The sequence below is a fragment of the Pontibacter anaerobius genome, assembly GCF_026241195.1.
Classification (GTDB): Bacteria; Bacteroidota; Bacteroidia; order Cytophagales; family Hymenobacteraceae; genus Pontibacter; species Pontibacter anaerobius.
Genome location: NZ_JAPFQO010000009.1, coordinates 147,999 through 169,237, shown reverse-complemented (window position 1 = coordinate 169,237; position 21,239 = coordinate 147,999). Strand labels below are relative to the sequence as shown.

Below are 21,239 nucleotides of genomic sequence, written 5' to 3'. Positions count from 1 at the left end.
ATACTTCAAGGGGAAAAACATTAAATAATAAGGGTTTCTCAGAACTAATATTGTTATTTATCTGTCAGTCTTTATTTTTAGAGGATTAAGAATTCAATATCCAGTTAAAATAAATCTATAAGAGACGTTTTTTACCCCGGTTAAGCCAGCCGTATACACCTTGCCAGACCAGGAAGCCCACCTATGACAGAGAAGAAGATAAATCAGGGGTATGAGCGCATCATACGGTACATTGGAATCTCCTTCTTAAGTATGCTGGCAGCCATACTGCTGGTTTGTGTATTTTTTTATGTACAGGCCAGGGAGGTACAGGACAAGTACAACACAAGCGTACAGCGTAATTTTAAGCAGCTGGAACTGGTAAACCAACTTTTCGAGAACAAGGAGCTCTCCCGTAACCTGCTAAGGGCGCATGTGCTGGCCAGCACCACCGCCGCCCAGGATAGTGTAAGAAAGGAGCTTGCAAGGGCCTTCAAAGCGAATGAGGTCATTATTGGTGAGCTGCACCAGCTTCTGAGGCGACCGGAACAACTTCATAGACTCCATAGCCTGAGCGATGACCTGAAAACTTACCACACCCATATAGATAGTGTGCTCCAGCTGTCTTATGGGCAGCAGCAGGAGGCGGCAATGGCTTATACTACGGCTTACCTAGCCCCCTTTTACTTGCGGCACCAGGCCAATCTTATCAGCCTCAACAACGAACTGACCAACTCCGCCCGCAGGAATACCAACGGTATCTTCCCGGCTTTCACAAACCTGGTGGATGAATACCTTTTCCTTCTCCTGCTGGTTGTCCCGTTCATTCTATGGGCTGCATTTGCATTTAACAGAATAACAAAGCGTCTGCAGCGCGAGAATCAGAGGTTAAATAAGGAGGTAAGAGAGCGGGAGCAGCTGCAGGCGACCTTGGAGGAGGCCCAGCTGCACTTTAAGCGGCTATTTGACGGAAACCCCATCCCAATGTGGGTGTATGACCAGCATTCCCTCAAGTTTTTGGAAATAAATGAGGCTGCCATACAAGAGTATGGCTTCTCGCGCGAGGAGTTTCTGCTGATGACCGTACTGGACATCAGGCCTCAACCTGAGATGAAAAAGACCAAAGAACACCTCAGGCAGCTGAATAAAGCCTCTGATGCAACCACCGATGGGGCTTTACACCAGCGTAAAGACGGCACTGTGTTCCGGGTGAAGCTCCGCTCGCATGCCATACAGGAGAAAGATGGTGTTTACCCAAGGTTGGTGACTTCTGAGAACATACAGGAGCGGGAGGAATTTATAGAGCAGTTGGCAAAGCGCGAGAAGCAACTGCGCGAGATAAGCTCCAGCATACCCGGTGCCGTTTACCAGTTTCAGGTAGATAGCCGCAAAAACATGGCATTCCCTTTCCTGAGCGATGGTATAAATAGCCTTTTCGGGGTAACGCCGGAGGATGTGTATAACAACCCGAACGTACTTTTTGAAGCGGTACACCCTCACGATATAGGTGATGCAGGCAAAAGCATTGAGGAGTCGACCCGCAATATCCTGCCCTGGGTGCAGGACCTGAGGATCTGGAATAAGAAACAGCGAAAATGGACCTGGGTACGCGGTCATGGCCTTCCTTCATTACAAAAAGACGGCACCCTGCTCTACAATGGTACTTTTATCGATATCACAGACCAGAAAGAAGCACAGGCAAAGCTTGTGACAAGCGAAGCTAACCTGCGCGCCCTCCTCGACAGCTCATCCCAGTCTATCTACTTGCTCGACAAAGAGATGAACATCCTGCTATTCAACGCAGTAGCCGCCTCCGAGGTAAGAGAACTGGCACTAAACGAGCTGCAGGCAGGGCAAAGCATATTGCACTACACAGCTGAGGACCAGAAGGTTATTTTAAGGGAAAGCCATGCGCGTGCACTGCAGGGTAAGCCAACTGTCTACGAAACCGGCAACAGCGGACTTTGGTTTGAGGTAGCATTCAGGCCTGTGTTCACCTACGAAAAGGAAATAATTGCCGTTGCCCTGAGTATACATGATATCTCGGAGCAGCGCAATACGGTGGTAGCCATAAAAGACAGCCAAATGAAACTGACCAGGGCACAGAACCTGGCTAAGATCGGTAACTGGGAGTACGACCTGCAGAAGGACACCTTGACTCTCTCAGAGTATATTTATACCATCTATGGGCTCTCCCCGGCAACGTTCACGGCCACCTTCAACAACCTGTCAGCCTTCTTCCACCCAGACGACAAGGAACGGGTGCTTGAGGATTACAAAAAAGTGGTGGAGACAAAGCGGAAGGTCGTGACAGAGCATCGTGTGGTATTGGAGAGCGGAAAGCAAAAGTACCTGCACCAGATCATGGAGCCGGTGGTAAACTATGAAGGCCAGGTGCTGAGAATAATAGGTACAACACAAGACATAACACAGCAGAAGGAGAAGGAGCAGGAGATTAGTGAAACAAAGGACCGTTTTCTTTCTACTATCGAGAACATACCGGAAATCATACTTTCAGCAGACACGCAGCTCCGGATCTTCTATATCAGCCCGCAATGCAGGGAAATCACGGGGTACACCGAGCAAGAGTTTATGCAGGACCACCTGTGGCCTGCCATCATCTACCCGGATGACCTGCCGCTGCTACAGGAGAAGCTGAAGCAGCAAGTGCTCACGGGGCAAAAAGTGCTGCACGAAACACGCATTCTAGCCCGAGACGGCAAAGTTAAGTGGGTACTGCTGCGCCTGTCGCCTATGCTGAATGCGAATGGCGACGTGATCAGGGTGGACGGATCGGTGGCGGACATTACCGAGCGCAAAATGGTGGAAGCAAAGCGTACAGTGTTAACCGAGCAACTACAGGTTCAGAACCAAAACCTGCAGCAATTTGCCTACATCGTGTCGCATAACCTGCGTGCCCCTATTGCCAACATACTGGGTCTTACCTCCATCTATGACCGTGACCGTCCGCAGGCGGCGCTGAACAAGCATGTTATCGAGAACCTGGCCAGATCGGCACAGCACCTGGATAACACGATCCGTGACTTGAACGATATCCTGACGGTGCGCGGGCAGATACTGAATATTTCAGAGGAGATTTTTTTTCAGGACCTGCTGAAGGACATCCTCAAAAGTATATCCATGGAAGTAGAAAACGCCAAGGCTACCATTGATTGGGACTTTAGCGAAGTTCCTTCTACCGTTTCTCTTCGGAGTTATGTGCACAGTATCCTGCAAAATCTGGTTACAAATGCATTAAAGTACAGGTCCCCTGAAAGGAAGCCGCACATTAGTATAAGGAGTTATAAACAAAAGGATTATATTTGTATCAAAATTTCCGATAATGGCCTTGGCATAGACCTTTCCAAAGAAAAAGGCAACCTGTTTGGTCTCTACAAACGCTTCCATCACCATGTAGAGGGCAGAGGCTTAGGTTTGCATCTGGTAAAGACTCAGGTGGATCTTCTGGAAGGGAAAATTGAGGTAGATAGCCAGGTTGGAGAAGGCACTACATTTAAAGTGTACATATAACAGACTTAGTCAATGGATGTGTTAAAAAAGGTAGTTCTTATTGATGATGATCAGATCAATAACTTTGTGTGTGAGACGATCATCAAAAGTGAAAACTTCGCGGAACGGGTAATAAGCTTTGAGTGGGCTGAGGACGCGCTAAACAACCTGAAGCAGGTGGCAGAGGAGAGTCCTGAGGACTTTCCAGATCTTATATTCCTGGATATTAACATGCCCGGCATGGATGGCTGGAGGTTTCTGGAGGAATACAGAAAGCTGCCCGAGGCTGCCACCCGAAAGTGCTGCCTGTTTATGCTGTCTTCGGCCGTGGACAGGGAGGATATTATCTGCGCCAAAACACACGCTGAAGTACGCGACTTCTTCTCAAAGCCGCTATCCCCCGAGATTCTGAACCTGATCCGGGAAGACTATATTGTCTCCTAGCCTTCCCGCTGCTCATAACTTTATACTTAGCCACTGCAAAACAGTGGCTTTTTTAATTCTCACCCTCACCTAAAATGCCTTACCTCCGTATTAAGGAAAGAGAAAAATCTCTATATATTAAAATATAAATATTAAAATAATAAATTTACTTTTCCTGAATATATTTTATATTTAAAATAAATAATACATAACATATCCTTTATAGGGCGCGTAAAGTTAAATATCTTCCTTGGGAGCTATATAGCTATATAGTATAACACAGGAGGCTAACCATTTAACTTATAATTTAGCTTACAAACCCTATGAAAAACGTTTTACTAGTTATTGCCGCTTTCCTAATAAGTACAGCATCCTTTGCACAGTCTCCATTTAAGCTTAGCCGCGAGGCAGAGGAGCGCTGCACCCAGATTACCCGCGAAATGGCCCAGGAGCTTCGCCTGAACGAGCTTGGTTATATAAAGCTGAAAGAGCTGAACCGCGAACGCATGCTTACCACACAGAACATACTGAGCAACTACAGCAACGATGCACACCTTCTGGAACAGAAACTGGAAGAAGCAGCACAGGCGTATGACCAACAGGTTACCGCTTTCCTGAACCCAAACCAGTTGCAGGCCTATGCCAACTTTAAGAGCCAGCCAACGCCTAAGGTTCGTTTCGTAGCCGTTGGCAGCGAAGAATAACCCCGGACACCCAAGATGAAGAAGGCCGTCACACCTGCCGGCCTTCTTCGAACGGAACAGTCATAAAACAGAAGAGGGAGCCAGCTTTGGCTCCCTCTTCTGTTTTATGTATTTATACTTTGTTTACCTGCGGCTATAGTCCGCGTCGTCCGGTCTCTTTTCATCTTTACCCAAGGGCTGGTCCCCTCTTCTGATCCCGGCCACATCATCATCCATACCGGTATCGCTGCCTTCCGATGCAAACCCGGGGCCCGGAGCGAACGACTCCATGTTGGTGGGGTCATTGGCGCCATAGCCGGTTGATTCGTTTCCCTCGATGTGCAGGTTTTTCAACTTGTCTTTCTGGCCTGCACGTTCGGTATAGCCTTCAGGGCCAATGTTTCGCTTGGCCGATGGGTCTGGTTTGTTCCCCATCGTCATACGCTTGTTGTATTCGTTATTTAAATTATTCTCCTCTGATGGAGCTTTCTTTTTATCTTCTTCTTTGCTCATGGTTTCAGTTTGTTAGTTATACCAGGGTATACGCTCCGCAAGTACTCTTGTTTGATCCGCCCTTCTTATACTTAACATAATTTACCAACTGAAGCCATGCTTACTCCTGCAGCTGGTTTAGCCGCCAGTCATAAGTATAGTAGCCTAATTTATAAGAAGCAGGTAAAGGCAGGTTGCGATACCGGTTTATGTAGGCACGTATGGAAGGGGCCGCTTTCAGGAAATCATCCTTATACCATTTAAATATCTCCGACACCAGTACGCGTTTATTTTTTGGCTGTACCCGGATGAAGGCTTGGCTTTGCAGTGTGCGCTTTGCCTGCTCCTCCAACTGCTGCTCCACCCGCTCCGGGGTATAGGCCTCGTTGAGCAGCGGCGGGCAGGATTTAGCCGCACAGACCAGGGCAAAATGGATTCGGGCATCCTGATAAGGTGCCAGCAGCTTCTGCTTCTCCAGTTGGTTAAGTGTTATACTTTGTCCCGCCACTTTATACTTCTGCCGGTCAAAAAAGCCCTCTACCTCCGTTACAGAGTGTAGCGGGTAATTAGCCAGCACCTGGTGCAGTACCAGCAGGTTATAAGCGTTCAGGTAAAAGGCCTTTTTCTCGGCAACAGAGGCCGTGCTTACATCATAAGCCGCCACCTGCCTCACCAGTTCCTCTAGCTCAGCCTGCTCCTGCCGGAGACTTTTATAGTTTACCAGCCCCTGTTGCACATGGTGCTGCAGCAGCTGCGTTACCGAAGTATAAAAACCAGGATTCTGGGCTGAAGCGGAAGTATAACTGCAAATCAGCAACATCAGCATCCCAAAGTATAAACCAAGCTTTTTCATGTTGCGCGATTGTCGGGTTTAAACTGCGGCAAGTATAGCCTTGTTCTCTTATCTTTGCCAAAAATAATCTACATGGCACCTCTCTTGCTTCTAAAGCGTTAGCAAGAAAGAAACCAAAGTATGCAGCGCATGAAGCTATCTAAAATATATGACCCACGGGAGATGAACTCCTACCAGTTTGTGGCCACTACCGGGCTGGTAATGACCATTGTAGCCAACCTGATTCTGCTGCTACTGGGGAAAACCGTGGAGAATTTTAACGCGCTGTACATCTGCTGGCTCGTGTTCTTTACCCTCGGCACCATTGCCAACTACAACAGCAAACCGGATGACCACGACCACCACCACCATCATTAACAGGCTTACTGCTTCAAAAATTGCAGCAGTGCAACATGGAACCGCTGCGTAGCCTCCAGGTGCGGTATGTGGCCTACTTTTTCCAGCTCAACTAGTTTAGCATCGGGTATGGCTTTGGCTGTTTGTTTTCCTAACTGCGGATACTGCCCGTGCTCCTCCAGTTTTTGCTTGTCATCTATAAAGCCCTTGCCCACAATGGTGCGGTCCTCCTGCCCTATCACAACCAGCATAGGCACTTTTAGCGCACCGAACTCATACACTACCGGTTGTTGGTAAATCATACTATAGGTTAAGGCCGATATCTTGGCCACTTTCGGAAAATCGGGGTGGTTGACCTGGGCGGCCGGCACTTGCACCCACTCATCGTAGGCGGGTTTCCAGGAGGTGTAGTAGGTCTGGTGATAATTTCGGATGCCCTCGGCCGTTTGCTTAAGCTCCGACTGGTACAGCTCCTGCAGGTTCTTGTAGGGCACAAACAGCCGGTAATCCTCCAGCCCGATCGGATTCTCAAGCACTAGCTTCGTAGTCATGTCAGGGTACATCAGCGCGAACCGTGTGGCCAGCATCCCACCCATAGAGTGCCCCACCACCGCCACCTGCTTTACGCCAAGCTGCTGCAAAAGCCGTTGCGTGTTCTGGGCCAGCTGATGGAAAGTGTAGTTTATCTCCGGCTTTTCTGATTTGCCAAATCCTATCTGATCCGGCACAATTACCCGAAAGCCGTTCTCTGACAGGAACCTGATGGTTTGCCGCCAGTAAGCCCCCATAAAGTTTTTGCCGTGCAATAGCAGCACCGCCTGCGGGCTCTGCACCTGCTTTGCCGGCGCCACGTCCATGTAGGCCATTTTATACTTCTGTCCTTCTACCTCCGCCTCCACATATTTCACTTCATAGGGATATTTATAGTCATCCAGCGTTGCATTTAGCCTGTTGGGTACTTCTTGCGCCTGTACGGCCCAACTGAAGGCCAGCATGATCCATAGCAGCAGGTTTGGTTTTTTCATAACGAAAGTGTTTGGTACAGCTATACTTAACTGCTTCAGCGGCTAATTGTTCCGGAGTTGCTCTTCTGTACCTACCGTTACCTTGGGTATAACTAAATTATTATTGCCTTGTGTTACTTATCAATATGTTTATTTATCTATATTTAAAGCTCAATATTATACTTCAACTTATAATTTTATTATTAAACAAACTTCTAGCCATGAGAAAACTTTACCTCTTAGCGTTCCTTTGCCTTAGCCTTGCCTTCCAGGGTTGCGGACCACAGATTTACCAGGCTGCCTCTTTTAACGAGGTAAAGCAAAACCACAAAGTACTGGCCATCCTCCCGTTTGATGTGACCATCGAGTCCAGAAGACTGCCGAAGGGTGTTACGGCTGAGATGATGCTCGACCAGCAACGCGACTACGGTTACGGCATGCAGGGTGACGTATACGGATACTTCCTGCGCCAGATGAGCAAAGACAAGTATACGGTTAACTTTCAGGATGTGAATAAGACCAATGCGCTGCTGAACGAGGCCGGCCTGACGTATGAGGACCTCCGCACAACATCTAAGGAGAAGATCTGTCAGATACTGGGTGTGGATGCTATTGTTTCCGGCAATGCCGTTATGTCCAAGCCGATGTCTGACGGAGCTGCGGTGGCTGTTGGCCTGCTGGTAGGCGCCTGGGGCCCCACCAATTCTGTGAATACTTCCATTACGGTGCACGAAGCACAGGCAGGTGACCTGATGTGGAAGTATGATTACGAGGCCTCCGGCAGCGTTTTCAGCAGCCGCCAGTCGCTTTCAAATGCCTTGATGAAAAACTCTTCTAAGAAATTCCCTTACAAGAAATCGTAAGTATAGATTTAGATCAATCACTCAAAAAGAGCCCGTTGCGAAGTATAGCGACGGGCTCTTTTTATATGCTTGGATGCTGTTATACCTGTGGTTTATACCTGATGCTGTTATTTGGCTTACCTTAAACTATAAAAAAACCCACCGCAGCTGCGGTGGGCCTTGAGTAAATTACCAAACACTAAACTTTAATCTTTATCATTAAAAAGTAAATCCAACGGATGCCTTTATCACGCGGTTAAAGGTATCGAAGTTGTTATTGCTGTCGATGGAGTTAAGGCCGTAGTCGTAGCCGGCACTGATGTTAAAACCGCTGGCGAACTTATACCCTAAACCGCCTGTCACGGCCACATCCACTTCTCTAAAACCGTTTTTCATGTCCCATTCCTGATTCAGGGCCTTGTAGCCCAGGGCGCCCGCCTCAGCAGATACTTTATTGGAGAGCAGGTACGATACCTGCGGACCAGCAAAAATATGGAAGCCCTCGCCTACGTATACTTTGGCCAGCACCGGCAGGTCCAGGTACTCAGCCTTGTTGGTGAGCGTCACGTTGGCATTCAGGAAATCAACCTCTTCAATCGGGATCTTGCCCCGCAGCACCATACCTTTCTGGGAGTACTGCAGCCCAGGCTCTATCTCAAAGCCCGGCGCCACCGGTATGCTCAGGTACGTGCCCACATGAAAACCGGTGCGCATTTCGCGGCTGGCGTATCCCCCCGACATTTCCACCAGATCCTGCACACTCTGCATGGTCTCGCCTTCCCAATCGGCCAGGTTTACGCCCGCTTTAATGCCAAAGCGCAACTGGCTCGGGTTGCTGTTTTTATAAGTAGATTGTTTGTTGTATCGAACAGGCTGCTGCTGGGCCTCAGCGCTCGCGGCGGCCAGGCCTATAGCTACAGCTATAAGTAGAAAAATCCTTTTCATGGTAGTAGTAATTAAGTTTTCTCATTCTTTTCCGTTAAGCTGGCCTGCTCAATCCGGTTGAATGAAAGAACCGTGCCAGAAAGGGAACTTTTTTAGCACATGCTGCACCACAAAACACACAACACATTAACAGTCAATAAAATAAAATTTTAATATTTTTATACTTCATACTTTAACAAGTATAAAAACGGAAAAGCCCGGGCTGGTAAAAGCAGATTTTGAAGCGGCAAAAAGCAGGTAATTGCGTAGCTTTGCCTGCTCAACCAGAAGCCAAAAGCAGAGATGAAAGACAGAACGCAGGTGCGCCTGAAAAGACTGGCCGTGCACAGGGTAGGAAACAAATCGAAGGACGAGGGGGTGGTTGCCAGCAAGGAACTGGTGGACCTGCGCGATGAGCAGCTGTACGACCTGCTGGTGAACTATTTTCTGTCGCCGTTTAAGCAGGAGGAGTTTTTTCGCTTTACCCATACTTCGGATGTGGCCCTGAACGAGATGTTTGCCTACTCGGCGCTGATATTTGCCGAGCCGCATAATTTCCAGCAGTACTCGGTGCACATCCTCAACCACCTTTACGAGCAGTCGGACCACCCGAAGGTGAAGAGCGGCGAGCTGTACGTGGTGCATTTTGAGGGCTGCGTGATGGAGGATGAGGTGGTGGAGGCCATCGGCATCTTCAAGTCCGAGAACAAGGATACGTTCCTGACTTTCCAGGATGAGGAAGATGATTTGAACGTGAACTACCACTTCGGCGTGAACCTAAAGGGCGTGGACAAGGGCTGTATGATCTTTAACACACAGGCTGAGGATGGCTTCCGGGTAAAGCTGGTGGATGTAAACGGTAACGATGCGGTGTTCTGGAAAGAGGATTTCCTGAACGTGACGGAGCTGCAGGACACTAACTATAACACCAAAACCGTTCTGAACCTGTGTAAGGATTTCTCGGAGGAAGTATACGCCCGCACCGAGAGCAAGAAGGCGCAGGTGGATTTTATCAGCCGCTCCGTGGATTACTTCTCGAAGAGCGAGACCTTTGACCTGGAGGAGTTTACCAGCAGCGTAATTGACGAGCCGGAGACAAAGGAGCGCTTTATGCACTATAGCCAGACCTTTGCCGAGGAGCGCGACATTGAGGGCTTCAATGATTTTGCCATCAACAAGAACACGGTGCGCAACATGAAGCGCAAGTTCCGTAACTTTATAAAGCTGGATACGCAGATAGAGATCAAGTTCAGCGGCTACAACCCGGAGCAGAGCGAGCAGTACGTGGAGCGGGGCTTTGACCAGGAGCGCGGTATGCACTTCTACAAAGTATATTTTTATAACGAGAGCTAACCGAAACTATAGCCGCCGGATGGCTGTTTAATTAAATCCTGTCTGAACCGGAACGATAATTGCCTGCACTACAGGAGAAAAAAATAACGACACGACCACATGAAGAAGATCGTATTTGCCATAGCTTTTGCATTTGCCGCCCCGGCTGCTTTTGCGCAAGTCCAACAGCCACAAGCCAAAGCAGCGCAGGCCCAACCAAGCCTGGAGCAGCGCGCCGAGGCCATTACCGCAGGCTTTACCAAAAACCTGCGCCTTTCGCCGCAGCAGACCCAGAAAGTATATACCATTAACCTCACCAGCCTTAAAAACGCAGAGGAGGCCAAGCTAAAGTATAAAAACAACCCCAAGAAGCTGGTAAACCAGATGGATATGATCAGCCAGACGCGCCTCTCGCAGTTGAAGGATGTGCTGACACCGCATCAGTTCCAGCAGTACCAGCAGCGCCGCGAAGAGAAAATGGGAGTGCCGAGCCAGATGCAAAGCAACCCGGCGGCAAGGCAGCAAAACGCAGCCTACCAAGACAGTTACTAAGAAAAAAGCATGGCCTATGAGCCATGCTTTTTTGTTTGGGCCCTTCTACATCACTTTCCGCCCTCCCCCCAAATACCCTTTACCCGGTAAAAATGTCCGTTCGACACTCAATCTTGCACTTTTAAAATCCAATCCACACTTTAGGTAACAAATCAAGGCGCCAACACGAAAAACAAGAACCTAACAACCAAACACTTACACCCTAAAGCATGGTTGTACAATTTTTAGAGTAAAGGCTTTGAGTACTATGGAGGCAGCGGAGGAGAAGATACTTGTTTTGAGAGAGGATGAGCTTTGCACGATAAAGGTAGACCTATCGATTTCAGTGCTGTTTGTAAACTGCAAGCAACATATGGAGCAACAGGATCTACGCGAGAGATTTTTGGAAATGCTGGTCATTGTGGATACTTACCAGGTAAAGTACCTGTTGTCGAATGTGCGTGCCATGCACTACATGAAAGTGGAGGTTACCAACTGGCTTAGTGGAACCATTATTCCTTGTATAAAGTCCTCTCCGCTCTTAAAATGGGCTCGCATAGAGCAACCAAGCTCCATGATGGAGCTTAACTCTATACAGCTAAAGAAGGAGTGCGGGAATGACTTTCAGTTCGAATCTTTTTTAGAAGAGGAAAGCGCACTGCACTGGCTGCTTTCCGCAGATTAGGTAAGGATACACAATTTGTTTATAACAAGCCAGCCGCATCTGATGATAGGCTTACCTCAGGCTCCCTTTCTGCCTTCTGCTCAACCTGTTTATGCTCCCCGTTCTTCCACTGGTGCTCTGTTACCACTGTTCCCGGTGGTTTGTAAAGAATAAGAAACTTCTCCTTCCATGTTTTCGCATGCTTCATGTCCTCCCAAATGTCCATCCATTCATGAAATACCAGATAGATCGGATTAAATGAGGTAACTGGTTTCGTTAGGCCATACTTTACCTGCTCCCGCTCCGGCTCAAAGGTTCCAAACATCCTGTCCCAGATGATAAAGGTGGATCCGTAGTTTTTATCAATGTAGCCCGGGTTGGAGCCATGGTGCACCCGGTGGTGCGATGGGGTAACAAAAATATACTCTATCGGCCTGGGTAGCTTGCGCACCAACTCTGTGTGCACAAAAAACTGGTAAAGCACCGCCACCTGGTGGCAGATAAAGAACGTGAACGGGTCGATCCCCAGAAATGGCACCGGTATAAAAAAGATAAACTTGATGTGCTGTGTCCAGCCGGTGCGAAACGACACCGAGAAATTCATGCGCTCCGAGGAGTGGTGCGTGACGTGGGTTGCCCACCAAAACCGCTGCTCGTGCGCCACCCGGTGCGCCCAGTAGCGGCAGAAATCAATGGCCACAAAGCAGATCACAAAAGCCCACCACCCTCTTGGAATAGCCCATGGCACTGCGTTGTAGACCACCAGGGCAACGCCAAACAACCATACTTTCAGTAATGCCCCCAGCACCGTGTTTACAGCCCCAATAGCCAGCGCCGACAGAAACTCAGTTTTGTGGTATGTATTCCGATTTTTATAGACACCATACAGCCACTCCCCCACCACAGACAGCACAATCACCGGAATGGCATAGTGCATAATAGTCAGGTCATCCAGCCTCTGAAGCTCCTCAAATGAGTATAACTCTTTCTCCATACAGTAAAGTTTGTAGCCTATAAGAACGTCCAAAGCTTTAAAGGGTTAAGCCGCAACAGGTGCTGGCAAGTATAAAGTTGGCTTGCAAGTGGCCAGAAAAATCAACCAGAGGGCAGAAGAAGTATAAACTCAGGTATGATTTACAGCAGTCTTCGTAAATTTGGAAAAATTACTAAACCATGAGAATTCGGAAGAAAGTTAAAGCTAGCATACCTGAGCAAGGCTCCCGCTTTGCAGCCCTCGATATTTTTGTAAAAGCCGCCGAAAAAGAAAACTGGACAGAGCAGGAAATTCAGTTTGTAATTAATGAGGTGGTAGAGGCCCGAGATGATAAAGAAGGGTTTGAGATACTGCAGGATTATACTTTGTAGCTGCTGCTGATAGTTTTCCGGCTACACTTCCGGTTGTTTCGGTTATCCTTGTCTGGAATTATAAAGAGGGTCCCTCTCCCCATTAGCCGCCGATTTCCTAATCCGCTTGTTTATACTTGTAAGCTTCTACTTCATATTCCCCTTTTTCTGACGCAAGTCCCCTCTGGCGCAAGTCTTCAGACTTGTGTCCTATAATGGGTTGAGTTTGTAACGCAACTGTAGCCATATTTTGTACTTGGGCTATCCTCTTATACCTGTCAATTTCGCTGTTCCGGACATCCCTGTCCGGAACCTTTCTGCCGCGGATTTCCCAATCCGCATACTTTATACTTCCATAGCCACTGCTTCCTGCAACTGGATGTAAGCTATCCTTACTAGCTGCTGCTGATCCTCAGTCTTACACACCTACCGTTGCACCTCCCGCCTTGGCTCCCTCAAGCCCGGGAGGGCTCGTCTTCCCACATCGCGCTGGGACCTTTTCCTTTGCTCCTGCGTCGCAATGCCTCGCTGCCGCTCGTCACCGGAAAAACTCTAAAGGCACTCTTTGTCGAGGGCCCCTACCCCCACGGAAAGACTGGGATCAGTTTTCGATAGCCACCGCTGACGGAGGTAGAACCAAGTCCCTCTTCTAAGGTAAGGCCGTTAAATTCTAAGAAAACGTGCTAAAAATTTACTGTCATTCTGTAAAGAAACTTGGTTGATGGGAGGTTAAGCCTATGCTATCTGCTACCAAGATCCTTTCAGGATGACAAAAAAAGAGAGTGAACCAAGTCCCCCTTCGAAGGGGGCAGGGGGATGTAATCGCCTGATAAAAACTCCCCTCCTTCCACAAAGAGAGACCAGGGGGCATTGGAGCCGTCTGCAAAAGAAGAGCGGCAGCTACTATACCAGCAGCTGCCGCTCTTCTTTTTATACTTTTGTTATGCCTGTGCCTCTATAGGCTGCAGCTGGGCACAGGCTACTACAAAACCTGTTATCTCATCGCAGGCCAGCAGCGCCTTGTCCAGCAGCGTATTATAAGGCACACCCCATTTCGTGTAATGTGCTGAAATGGCATGGGCAATTTCCTCCTCCCCACGTTCACGCAATTGGCTTACAATAACGTTCGGGTGTTGGTCGGGGTATGCCTCGTAGTCAGCATCGTGCAGCAGGCCCGTAATGCCCCAATACTCTTCGTTCTCCCCTAGCTTTGCGGCATAAGCGCGCATTACCAGTTCTACGGTGCGGGCGTGGCGCAACAGGCTGTCGCTTTTAGTCATGTTTTCCAGTATGGCTCTGGCTTCCTTGTGTGTTAGCATCGTCTTTTACTTCTTGTTATCTGAAGATCTAAAATAACGATAATCCCGCATGACACAAAAGCCACTGCTCTATAGCCGATAGGAAAACCATACTTTCTTATTTAAACTAATCCAGCCTGGCAATCTGTACATTATCCCAACGGCCCATAATCGGGTCCTGCCGGCCTACCAGAATATCAATTTTCTTACGCATACGGCGGTTCATGATGTCGCGCACAATGTAAAGGCCGTCCAACTCCTCTGAAATGCCTGTTACCCAGAGCGAGTCACCAAACTCCATCTGTCCGCCCCACCTGCTGTGCAGGTCGCGCGATACGGCAATCCAACGGTGTTTTTTGGGGTCTTTTTTGTTGATGCGGGAGCCATCGGCGGTGATGTATGGGGAGGCGTCGGTTTGGCCTGGCTCGGGATGGTAAATTGAAGCGGTAACAGTAAGCGTTGTGGGCGGTTCGGGAGTTGAGGTAGCTTCGGCGGCAAGTTCCTCTGTTTCCAGTGGGGGCCACTCAAGTGGCGGTTGCTGAAGCTGGTTTTCGACTTTCGTAGCGGGGGAGTCAGCCTTAAAGAAGGATAATTCTTCAGCCAGCGCTATAACAACATAGAACACGGCTGCGAGTACTTTAACCCTAAACATGAGCAGTCCTTTTCGTGAAACATCGATTTTCTAAACAATAACCCGCTTAAACGGCAGATTTTTGGAAGGGTTTTACAATGTTGCATGAAAAGTAAAGTAAGGCTGTTTTACGGCTAATTTCATGTCATTAAAATTTTACAATTAAAACTAAAATATAATCAAAATATTTTCTTCCCATTATTTTAGCACATTGGTAGTAAAAGCGACTGAATACCAGGAAGTAGAAGTATAAAATAAGGAAAGCAAGCGCTATACCTTGGAGAGGCCGCAAGAACCCTCCAACAAGAGGTAATTATTTTTTCCGGAGATACTTTTGGTAGATAACGTAGCCTATGAATACCGCCAAACTGACGGCAGAGACCCAGATAAGCCCGGACTTGAGGCGCTCGTTGTTCTCACCAAGCCAGGCAAGCAGCACCGTGAGCGGCACTATGCCCGCCAGTGTGGCGCCCATAAACTTAAAGTATCCCATCCTGGCCAGGCCCGCCACCAGGCTCACGGCATCGTTGGAGAGAAACGGTGAAATACGTGCTATAATGATGGCCCACACGCCATACTGGTCCATAAAGCCTGCCACCTTCTGCTGCGATTTCTGGCCAATCAGTTTGCTCACTCCCGCCTCACCTAAGCCGCGGCCAATCCAGTAGCCAATAGTAGAAGCCACCACCACTGCGCAAATAGCTATGATTGCCCCCCAGAAAGACCCGTATGCCAAGATAGCCACCAGCATCAGCGCCACCACGTTTATCACCAGCAAAAACATTTGGGCGACCATGGCTGCCACTATAAAGAATGGCCCCCAGAAGCCAAACTGGCTTACCCAGTCCGAAATGCGTTGTTGGTCACCGCTCGTAAGCACTTCCCAGCTTTTATCCATCTCCTGCTGAAAACCCGGAAACACAAAGTATGCCCCCACCAAGGCTGCGATAAGTATGGCTGTAATGATGAGCGGCCATTTGCTTTGCTGCACTTCTTCCTGTTGCGGACTTTCCTTATGTCGGTCTGGGTTTAACAGTTTAGGGTCCAGATGCTTCTGCCCTTCCTTCACCCGGCTGTGGTGTTGCTTTATATCTTTCTGCTTCTCGCTCATACGTCAGGCTTAGTCTTTTCTTTAGACGAGGTAGCAGTAGTCTTGGTTAATATTTTAGGGGATATATTACCGGCATCAAAAGTATAAGTATAGCTGTTATGGGGCTGGTGCGGTGTAACAGTATAGCTGATGTGCATATGCCGGTAGTGCGGCCCAGCAGTGGTGCTCATGTGCCGCTGCACCACATCCGGCTCCAGAGGTTTGGTGGTGGATTGCTGCGGATTGCCGTCGCCGTAAACGATGGCTGCCACCAGCCCGCTTAACAGGCCGGCCACATGCCCCTCCCACGACACCCGCTCCTCTCCCGGAAACAGGCCGTAAAAAAGCCCGCTGTACAGAAACAGCACCGCCAGCGACACAGCCATAGCCCCGCGGTTCTGCCGCAGGAAGCCGTTAAACAGCAGGAAGCCTGCCAGGCCGTAGACCACGCCGCTAGCCCCAATGTGGTAAGACTGCCGACCGATAAGCCAGGTAAGCAGGCCGCTCAACAAGTATACCAGCACCGTTACGCGCAGCGCCACCTTGCGGTGAATGTAAAGTATAAAACCCGAAAGCAGCACCAGCGGAAACGTGTTTGAAAGGAGGTGCAGCAGGTCACCGTGGATCAGGGGACCGAAAAAAACACCGATCAGCCCCAGGAAACTGCGCGGCATAATCCCCAGGAAAGCCAGGTTGGCCCCCGTCAGGTAGCTCAGCAGGCTGATCAGCCAGATCAGCGCCACGAATAGCAGCCCGGGCAGGAAGCTGTAGCCAAAATGGGGACCTTCCTCGGCTAAGGTATAGGCGTTATCTCTGGAGGTGAAAAAGGACATAAACAAAGGTGCGTTTCTTTAAAGATAAGGCAAAATGAACAAAAACCGCCTCAGAACCCTTTATCTAATCAGCACTTTTTAACGTAAAGAATCGCTGACGGGGCCGGTGAAAGTATAATGCTAGCTCCGACTGCAGCTATGGAGGCACCTGCCATAGGCAAGAAAGTACAAATAGGTGCGTTAATAGTTTATCATGCTACGGACTTTATATAAAGCGAAATACCTCAAAGTATACCGGTTATGGTTGCTGCCACTCCTGGCTGTAGCGCTGTACTCCTGCGAGGGCTCCGATGCCCAGCGGCAAAGTTACTCGGAGCAGCAGCGGCAGTTTTTCCCGGTAGAGCGCACCTCGGAGTATGACCGTCCTTCCTCGCTCATTGCCGCCCTCGAAGACAGCTCTTCCTATTGGGTTGATTCCGTGTTTAACACCCTCACCCCGGACGAGCGCATCGCGCAGCTGATCATTATTGAGGCCTTCTCTAACAAAGGCCCAAAGTATGAGGCCGATGTCATGCGCCTGATAAAAGAGTATAAAGTGGGCGGCATCATCTTCTTTCAGGGAGGACCGGTGCGCCAGGCAAAGCTCACAAACCAATACCAGGCAGCCTCTAAGGTTCCTTTATGGATATCGATGGATGCCGAGACCGGTGTAGGCATGCGCCTGGACTCCGCAGTGGAATACCCCTCTCAGCAAATGCTGGGAGCCCTCACAGACAACGAACTGATTTACCGCATGGGCGAAGAAGTGGCGCAGGAGTTCAAGCGCCTGGGCATGCACATCAACTTTGCACCCGTGGCCGACGTGAACAACAACCCTAAAAACCCGATCATTAGTTACCGCTCCTTTGGCGAGGATAAGTATGACGTGGCCGCCAAAAGTATTGCCTACATGCAGGGCATGCAGGATGGCGGTATTATGGCGGTGGCGAAGCACTTCCCCGGCCACGGTGATACGGATGTGGACTCGCACTACGACCTGCCCGTTATACCTTTTGGCCGCGACCGACTGGACTCGCTGGAGCTTTACCCTTTCCGGGAGATGATCAGGCATGGTTTGGGCGGCATGATGGTGGCGCACATGAACATCCCTAAACTCGACCCTACCAAAAATGTACCCTCTACCCTCTCAGAGCCAATTGTTACAGGCCTGCTAAAGCAGCAGCTCAACTATAAGGGCCTTATTTTTACGGATGCCATGGTGATGAAAGGGGTAACGAAATACTTTGAGCCAGGCGAGGCCGAGGCACGTGCCCTGATGGCTGGCAACGATGTGCTGGAGCGCCTGAATAGCGTACCCAAAGCCATCAGGGCTGTAAAGGCCGCTATCGAGAGCGGAGACCTGACGCAGGAGGAGATAGACAGGCGATGCAAACGCATACTGGCGGCCAAACAATGGCTGGGGCTGGACAAGTATAAACCTGTTCCGTTGGAGAACCTGTATGAGGACCTGAATCCGCCTATCGCAGACCTCATCAACAAAAATATTGCGGAGCATGCCATCACACTGCTCAACAACAGGAAGAAAATGCTCCCGATCCGCCCAAGCAGCCGTATGTCCATTGCCACGGTTTCTATTGGGGCCAGCCGTGTGACAGCCTTTCAGCGGCAGGTTGGCCAGCTGACGGAAAAAACCGATGATTTTTATATCTCCCGTAAGGCCGATGGCAAGGAGACCAAGAAGCTCTGGAAGAAACTGAAGAAGTATGATGTGGTACTGGTGGCTCTTTACGGCCCTTACAACCGCCCGAGCAATGATCTGGGTTATTCTGAGGGCGCCACTAAACTGGTACACCAGCTGTCAAAATCCAACAAGGCCGTGATCACACTCTTCAACAATGCCTATACTTTAAACCAGTTTCCTGATATAGAAGATAGCCGGGCACTGCTGGTGGGGTACCAGGCATACTTCCATGCGCAGGCAGCAGCGGCGGCTGTTATCTTCGGCAAAGTGCCTGCCCGGGGTAAGCTGGCTGTAACCGTAAACAAGCACTACGCCTTCGGGGATGGCATTTACCTGAATCAGCCATTCATTGCAGGGCCTTAGTAAATCCTGTAGCGGCAAGTTTCGTACTATAGCATCAAACATAAAGCTATAAGAAAAATGCTGATGAAAAAGGCCCCATATACCCTGAGAATATCCTTTGTAGTTTGCTTTGTAACCTTACTGTGGAGCTGCGATGGCCGCCGTGAGGTGGAGGGCGAAGACGAGGTTGCAGTAACCACTGTAGAGGAAGACACTGCTACGGTGGTGCGTTCCGGAGAGTCGGCTGAGGAGGAGTTGGAGGAATTCAGAGGCTGGCTCAACAAACAGGCGGCAAAAGGCGACACGGCCATCCGGCGTGAGTGGCCGGGCGTAAAGGAGGAACTGCGCCGCCGCAATGCCCGACTGGAGAGCAAGTTCGACAGCCTCTCCGAGGAATCTAAGGCGGAGTACAGGGAGTTGCAGAACCGCTACGAACAATGGGAGGAGCGCCAGAAGCAACGCATGCAGCAACCCCTCGATGCTAAACAGGTTGCGCAATGGCAGGAACAGCTACTTCGCGAGTACGATGACCTGAGCAAGTTGCAAGCTTCGCAAATGCGCGAGGCATACCTGACTTTTATGGGCACTGTGCGCACCAAACGCAGTAACTGGACACAGAACGACTGGGATTATGTGGACCACGTATACAGCCAGCTTAACCAGCGCCGCCGCCAGCTGGAGAGCCAGATCAGTACTTCCGATAAACTTAAGATCCGCACCCTACAGGCCGAATACCTGACGCTAGAAGGCGCCGCCGATACACAAGATATGTTCCGGGAGGTGGAGGAATAGAGAGGTAAAGGGTTTACGAGCCTACCAACGGCCGCTGTACCCTGGTAATCCATTTCTTACCTTCAGCATTTTTAGATTGCTCTGTTTACACCCTTAGCGCGCCGCGGAACGCCCTGGCACTATAGTAAGATTGGGCACCGTTGTGGTATATAAATACATGGCCGTAGCGGAAATCAGCAAAAAGAGCGCCACCGAGTTTTCTTATGTCAGAGGGAGTTTTCACCCAGCTCGATGTTTTTGTGTCAAAATCACCTAGTTGCTGCAAATTCCGGTATTGTTCTTCTGTTAAAAGCTCAATGCCCATGGCAGCAGCCATGTCCATAGCGTTATTCTGTGGTTTGTGTTCTTTCCTCGACTCCTGCGCTTCACGGTCGTAACAAACACTTCTGCGGCCTTTGGGGCTTTCCGCTGAGCAATCATAAAAAGTATACTCGCCTGTCTTTTCATCGTGGCCAACAACATCCGGCTCACCTCCGGTTCTTTCCATTTCGTTGAGCGACCACAGTTTTTCAGTGTTGGCTTCCAGCTTTGCCTGCACCTCTGCCCATGCAAGGTCTTTGTGGCGGCGCATGTTTTTCTCGAAACGGGCTTTTAATGCGCTAAGTAGTTCTCCACGTTGTGCTGCCGACAGTTCCTTTGTATATACCATAGTCATAGAGTGATCTTTTGGCTAGTTTTCGGTGTCTTGAGATAAGTTTTGTGCCACGTCTGGTTTAGTGCTCTTTTAAGCTTACTGTAACGGTACTCGTGCATAATGTGGGTGAGGGGTACCCGAAGCCTTAGTTATGCACCATGTTGGTTTGCTCTAAATCGGCAGCATAAAGTTGTCTCTTTCTTCTTGTAAGCAGCAACACTATCCCTAAAATAATAAAAGGGATGCTAAGTAACTGGCCCATGTTCAGAAGCATGCCCGATTCAAAATCAGATTGGTTGGCCTTAAAGAATTCTATAATAAATCTTGTTGAAAATAATAGTACGAAGAAAAGCCCAAAAATAAATCCAGGCTCTCTTTTGGCCTTTCTATCTAAGGTAAATAGCACAGCAAAAATAGCAAGATAAGTAAGGACTTCGTAAAGTTGGCCAGGATGGCGGGGAATTGAATCAACCCTCACAAAAGTAAATGCCCATGGAACATCAGCTGGCTTTCCGACGATCTCAGAATTCATAAGATTTCCAAGGCGGATGCAAGCGCCTGCTAGTGCGCCTACGACAGAAAGCTTGTCAAAAATCCACAAAGCCTTTATATCATATTTTTTGGAAAAGAGGATTACAGCAACCACAATAGCAAAAATTCCTCCATGACTTGCAAGCCCTTGGAAACCTGTGAATTCAAATTCTGGATAAAAACGAAAGGGAAGGAAAATTTCTAAAATATGACTTGAATAATAGTCCCAATCGTAAAAAAGACAATGCCCTAGTCTTGCACCAATCACTGTGGCGGCGGCGATATAGCCTGTTAGTTTATCAAGTAATCTCACACCAAACCCTGTCTCTTTAAACTGCACATTTAGAACAGTATAGCTCAGTACAAAACCTAAGGCAAAGAGAAAGGAATACCATCTAAGTTCGTAGAATCCTAAGTCTACGATTACAGGACTAGGGTTCCAATGGATATAGGTCATATTTTTTTGGGATAGGTGATGTCAAAGGGTATG

Annotated in this window: 22 protein-coding genes; 11 read left to right on the top strand and 11 right to left on the bottom strand. The window is 49.0% G+C overall.

The window, feature by feature from the left end:
* The first annotated feature begins 183 nt into the window (after positions 1-183).
* The 3 genes from OO017_RS14350 (at position 184) to OO017_RS14340 (ending at position 4,616) form a co-directional block, all read left to right on the top strand.
* On the top strand, positions 184-3,510 hold the full coding sequence (locus OO017_RS14350) for a PAS domain S-box protein (RefSeq protein WP_266053245.1): 3,327 nt from the start codon (positions 184-186) through the stop codon (positions 3,508-3,510).
* A gap of 12 nt (positions 3,511-3,522) precedes the next feature.
* The gene (locus tag OO017_RS14345; RefSeq protein WP_266053244.1) at positions 3,523-3,933 is read left to right on the top strand and encodes a response regulator; all 411 of its coding nucleotides are present in this window, start codon (positions 3,523-3,525) and stop codon (positions 3,931-3,933) included.
* Positions 3,934-4,235: 302 nt separating this feature from the next.
* A complete protein-coding gene (locus OO017_RS14340) occupies positions 4,236-4,616 on the top strand; it encodes a hypothetical protein (RefSeq protein WP_266053243.1) in 381 nt (126 codons plus the stop codon).
* Between the two features lie 123 nt (positions 4,617-4,739).
* On the opposite strand, the gene OO017_RS14335 is transcribed toward OO017_RS14340, so the two are convergent.
* Positions 4,740-5,108 (bottom strand): hypothetical protein, encoded by a 369-nt coding sequence (locus tag OO017_RS14335; protein WP_266053242.1) that lies wholly within the window; start codon positions 5,106-5,108, stop codon positions 4,740-4,742.
* A gap of 100 nt (positions 5,109-5,208) precedes the next feature.
* Positions 5,209-5,940 carry a DUF547 domain-containing protein gene (locus OO017_RS14330; protein ID WP_266053241.1) on the bottom strand — a complete coding sequence of 244 codons (732 nt, stop codon included), beginning with the start codon at positions 5,938-5,940 and terminating at the stop codon, positions 5,209-5,211.
* Between the two features lie 129 nt (positions 5,941-6,069).
* On the opposite strand from OO017_RS14330, the gene OO017_RS14325 reads away from it, so the two are divergent.
* Positions 6,070-6,297, top strand: a complete 228-nt coding sequence (locus OO017_RS14325; protein ID WP_266053240.1) for a hypothetical protein — start codon at positions 6,070-6,072, stop codon at positions 6,295-6,297.
* 5 nt (positions 6,298-6,302) lie between these two features.
* Here the strand turns inward: OO017_RS14325 and OO017_RS14320 are convergent, their stop codons facing one another.
* Complete coding sequence (locus tag OO017_RS14320) at positions 6,303-7,301, bottom strand: alpha/beta fold hydrolase (RefSeq protein ID WP_266053239.1); 999 nt, start codon at positions 7,299-7,301, stop codon at positions 6,303-6,305.
* Between the two features lie 200 nt (positions 7,302-7,501).
* Here OO017_RS14320 and OO017_RS14315 point away from each other — a divergent pair, with 200 nt between their 5' ends.
* Positions 7,502-8,143, top strand: coding sequence for a hypothetical protein (locus OO017_RS14315; RefSeq protein WP_266053238.1), 642 nt, complete (start codon positions 7,502-7,504; stop codon positions 8,141-8,143).
* A 198-nt stretch (positions 8,144-8,341) separates the two neighbouring features.
* Here OO017_RS14315 and OO017_RS14310 read toward each other — a convergent pair whose 3' ends face one another.
* Positions 8,342-9,067 (bottom strand): porin family protein, encoded by a 726-nt coding sequence (locus OO017_RS14310; RefSeq protein ID WP_266053237.1) that lies wholly within the window; start codon positions 9,065-9,067, stop codon positions 8,342-8,344.
* A gap of 282 nt (positions 9,068-9,349) precedes the next feature.
* Here OO017_RS14310 and OO017_RS14305 point away from each other — a divergent pair, with 282 nt between their 5' ends.
* The 3 genes from OO017_RS14305 (at position 9,350) to OO017_RS14295 (ending at position 11,594) form a co-directional block, all read left to right on the top strand.
* Positions 9,350-10,399, top strand: coding sequence for a nucleoid-associated protein (locus tag OO017_RS14305; RefSeq protein ID WP_266053236.1), 1,050 nt, complete (start codon positions 9,350-9,352; stop codon positions 10,397-10,399).
* Positions 10,400-10,498: 99 nt separating this feature from the next.
* Positions 10,499-10,930, top strand: a complete 432-nt coding sequence (locus OO017_RS14300; protein ID WP_266053235.1) for a DUF4890 domain-containing protein — start codon at positions 10,499-10,501, stop codon at positions 10,928-10,930.
* Positions 10,931-11,177: 247 nt separating this feature from the next.
* Positions 11,178-11,594 (top strand): hypothetical protein, encoded by a 417-nt coding sequence (locus OO017_RS14295; RefSeq protein WP_266053233.1) that lies wholly within the window; start codon positions 11,178-11,180, stop codon positions 11,592-11,594.
* 19 nt (positions 11,595-11,613) lie between these two features.
* On the opposite strand, the gene OO017_RS14290 is transcribed toward OO017_RS14295, so the two are convergent.
* Positions 11,614-12,567, bottom strand: a complete 954-nt coding sequence (locus OO017_RS14290; RefSeq protein ID WP_266053232.1) for a sterol desaturase family protein — start codon at positions 12,565-12,567, stop codon at positions 11,614-11,616.
* 179 nt (positions 12,568-12,746) lie between these two features.
* On the opposite strand from OO017_RS14290, the gene OO017_RS14285 reads away from it, so the two are divergent.
* Positions 12,747-12,938: a hypothetical protein gene (locus tag OO017_RS14285; protein WP_266053231.1), complete on the top strand. Its 192-nt coding sequence runs from the start codon at positions 12,747-12,749 to the stop codon at positions 12,936-12,938.
* A 920-nt stretch (positions 12,939-13,858) separates the two neighbouring features.
* On the opposite strand, the gene OO017_RS14280 is transcribed toward OO017_RS14285, so the two are convergent.
* The 4 genes from OO017_RS14280 to OO017_RS14265 all read right to left on the bottom strand — a co-directional run bounded on the left by OO017_RS14280 (position 13,859) and on the right by OO017_RS14265 (position 16,769).
* Positions 13,859-14,236, bottom strand: a complete 378-nt coding sequence (locus tag OO017_RS14280) for an HD domain-containing protein (RefSeq protein WP_266053230.1) — start codon at positions 14,234-14,236, stop codon at positions 13,859-13,861.
* A gap of 106 nt (positions 14,237-14,342) precedes the next feature.
* Entirely contained in the window at positions 14,343-14,867 is a 525-nt protein-coding gene (locus tag OO017_RS14275; RefSeq protein ID WP_266053229.1) for an RlpA-like double-psi beta-barrel domain-containing protein, read from the bottom strand.
* A 292-nt stretch (positions 14,868-15,159) separates the two neighbouring features.
* Entirely contained in the window at positions 15,160-15,957 is a 798-nt protein-coding gene (locus OO017_RS14270) for a TVP38/TMEM64 family protein (RefSeq protein WP_266053227.1), read from the bottom strand.
* The gene (locus OO017_RS14265; RefSeq protein WP_266053225.1) at positions 15,954-16,769 is read right to left on the bottom strand and encodes a rhomboid family intramembrane serine protease; all 816 of its coding nucleotides are present in this window, start codon (positions 16,767-16,769) and stop codon (positions 15,954-15,956) included. Before OO017_RS14265 ends, OO017_RS14270 begins: the two co-directional genes overlap by 4 nt.
* A gap of 193 nt (positions 16,770-16,962) precedes the next feature.
* Here OO017_RS14265 and OO017_RS14260 point away from each other — a divergent pair, with 193 nt between their 5' ends.
* Together OO017_RS14260 and OO017_RS14255 are read left to right on the top strand one after the other, a co-directional pair.
* Positions 16,963-18,813 (top strand): glycoside hydrolase family 3 protein, encoded by a 1,851-nt coding sequence (locus tag OO017_RS14260; protein ID WP_266053224.1) that lies wholly within the window; start codon positions 16,963-16,965, stop codon positions 18,811-18,813.
* A 63-nt stretch (positions 18,814-18,876) separates the two neighbouring features.
* Entirely contained in the window at positions 18,877-19,584 is a 708-nt protein-coding gene (locus OO017_RS14255) for a DUF6565 domain-containing protein (RefSeq protein WP_266053222.1), read from the top strand.
* An 85-nt stretch (positions 19,585-19,669) separates the two neighbouring features.
* Here OO017_RS14255 and OO017_RS14250 read toward each other — a convergent pair whose 3' ends face one another.
* Both OO017_RS14250 and lgt read right to left on the bottom strand, forming a co-directional pair.
* The gene (locus tag OO017_RS14250) at positions 19,670-20,239 is read right to left on the bottom strand and encodes a DUF4256 domain-containing protein (protein WP_266053220.1); all 570 of its coding nucleotides are present in this window, start codon (positions 20,237-20,239) and stop codon (positions 19,670-19,672) included.
* A gap of 124 nt (positions 20,240-20,363) precedes the next feature.
* On the bottom strand, positions 20,364-21,206 hold the full coding sequence (lgt, locus tag OO017_RS14245; protein WP_266053219.1) for a prolipoprotein diacylglyceryl transferase: 843 nt from the start codon (positions 21,204-21,206) through the stop codon (positions 20,364-20,366).
* Positions 21,207-21,239: the final 33 nt, after the last annotated feature.

Coding starts and splice junctions, on each gene's coding strand:
- OO017_RS14335 (WP_266053242.1), bottom strand. CDS start 5,108: ATGAGCAAAGAAGAAGATAAAAAGAAAGCTCCATCAGAGGAGAATAAT.
- OO017_RS14295 (WP_266053233.1), top strand. CDS start 11,178: ATGGAGGCAGCGGAGGAGAAGATACTTGTTTTGAGAGAGGATGAGCTT.
- OO017_RS14270 (WP_266053227.1), bottom strand. CDS start 15,957: ATGAGCGAGAAGCAGAAAGATATAAAGCAACACCACAGCCGGGTGAAG.
- OO017_RS14275 (WP_266053229.1), bottom strand. CDS start 14,867: ATGTTTAGGGTTAAAGTACTCGCAGCCGTGTTCTATGTTGTTATAGCG.
- OO017_RS14265 (WP_266053225.1), bottom strand. CDS start 16,769: ATGTCCTTTTTCACCTCCAGAGATAACGCCTATACCTTAGCCGAGGAA.
- OO017_RS14300 (WP_266053235.1), top strand. CDS start 10,499: ATGAAGAAGATCGTATTTGCCATAGCTTTTGCATTTGCCGCCCCGGCT.
- OO017_RS14345 (WP_266053244.1), top strand. CDS start 3,523: ATGGATGTGTTAAAAAAGGTAGTTCTTATTGATGATGATCAGATCAAT.
- OO017_RS14285 (WP_266053231.1), top strand. CDS start 12,747: ATGAGAATTCGGAAGAAAGTTAAAGCTAGCATACCTGAGCAAGGCTCC.
- OO017_RS14290 (WP_266053232.1), bottom strand. CDS start 12,567: ATGGAGAAAGAGTTATACTCATTTGAGGAGCTTCAGAGGCTGGATGAC.
- OO017_RS14350 (WP_266053245.1), top strand. CDS start 184: ATGACAGAGAAGAAGATAAATCAGGGGTATGAGCGCATCATACGGTAC.
- OO017_RS14280 (WP_266053230.1), bottom strand. CDS start 14,236: ATGCTAACACACAAGGAAGCCAGAGCCATACTGGAAAACATGACTAAA.
- OO017_RS14340 (WP_266053243.1), top strand. CDS start 4,236: ATGAAAAACGTTTTACTAGTTATTGCCGCTTTCCTAATAAGTACAGCA.
- OO017_RS14315 (WP_266053238.1), top strand. CDS start 7,502: ATGAGAAAACTTTACCTCTTAGCGTTCCTTTGCCTTAGCCTTGCCTTC.
- OO017_RS14305 (WP_266053236.1), top strand. CDS start 9,350: ATGAAAGACAGAACGCAGGTGCGCCTGAAAAGACTGGCCGTGCACAGG.
- lgt (WP_266053219.1), bottom strand. CDS start 21,206: ATGACCTATATCCATTGGAACCCTAGTCCTGTAATCGTAGACTTAGGA.
- OO017_RS14260 (WP_266053224.1), top strand. CDS start 16,963: ATGCTACGGACTTTATATAAAGCGAAATACCTCAAAGTATACCGGTTA.
- OO017_RS14255 (WP_266053222.1), top strand. CDS start 18,877: ATGAAAAAGGCCCCATATACCCTGAGAATATCCTTTGTAGTTTGCTTT.
- OO017_RS14320 (WP_266053239.1), bottom strand. CDS start 7,301: ATGAAAAAACCAAACCTGCTGCTATGGATCATGCTGGCCTTCAGTTGG.
- OO017_RS14330 (WP_266053241.1), bottom strand. CDS start 5,940: ATGAAAAAGCTTGGTTTATACTTTGGGATGCTGATGTTGCTGATTTGC.
- OO017_RS14325 (WP_266053240.1), top strand. CDS start 6,070: ATGAAGCTATCTAAAATATATGACCCACGGGAGATGAACTCCTACCAG.
- OO017_RS14310 (WP_266053237.1), bottom strand. CDS start 9,067: ATGAAAAGGATTTTTCTACTTATAGCTGTAGCTATAGGCCTGGCCGCC.
- OO017_RS14250 (WP_266053220.1), bottom strand. CDS start 20,239: ATGACTATGGTATATACAAAGGAACTGTCGGCAGCACAACGTGGAGAA.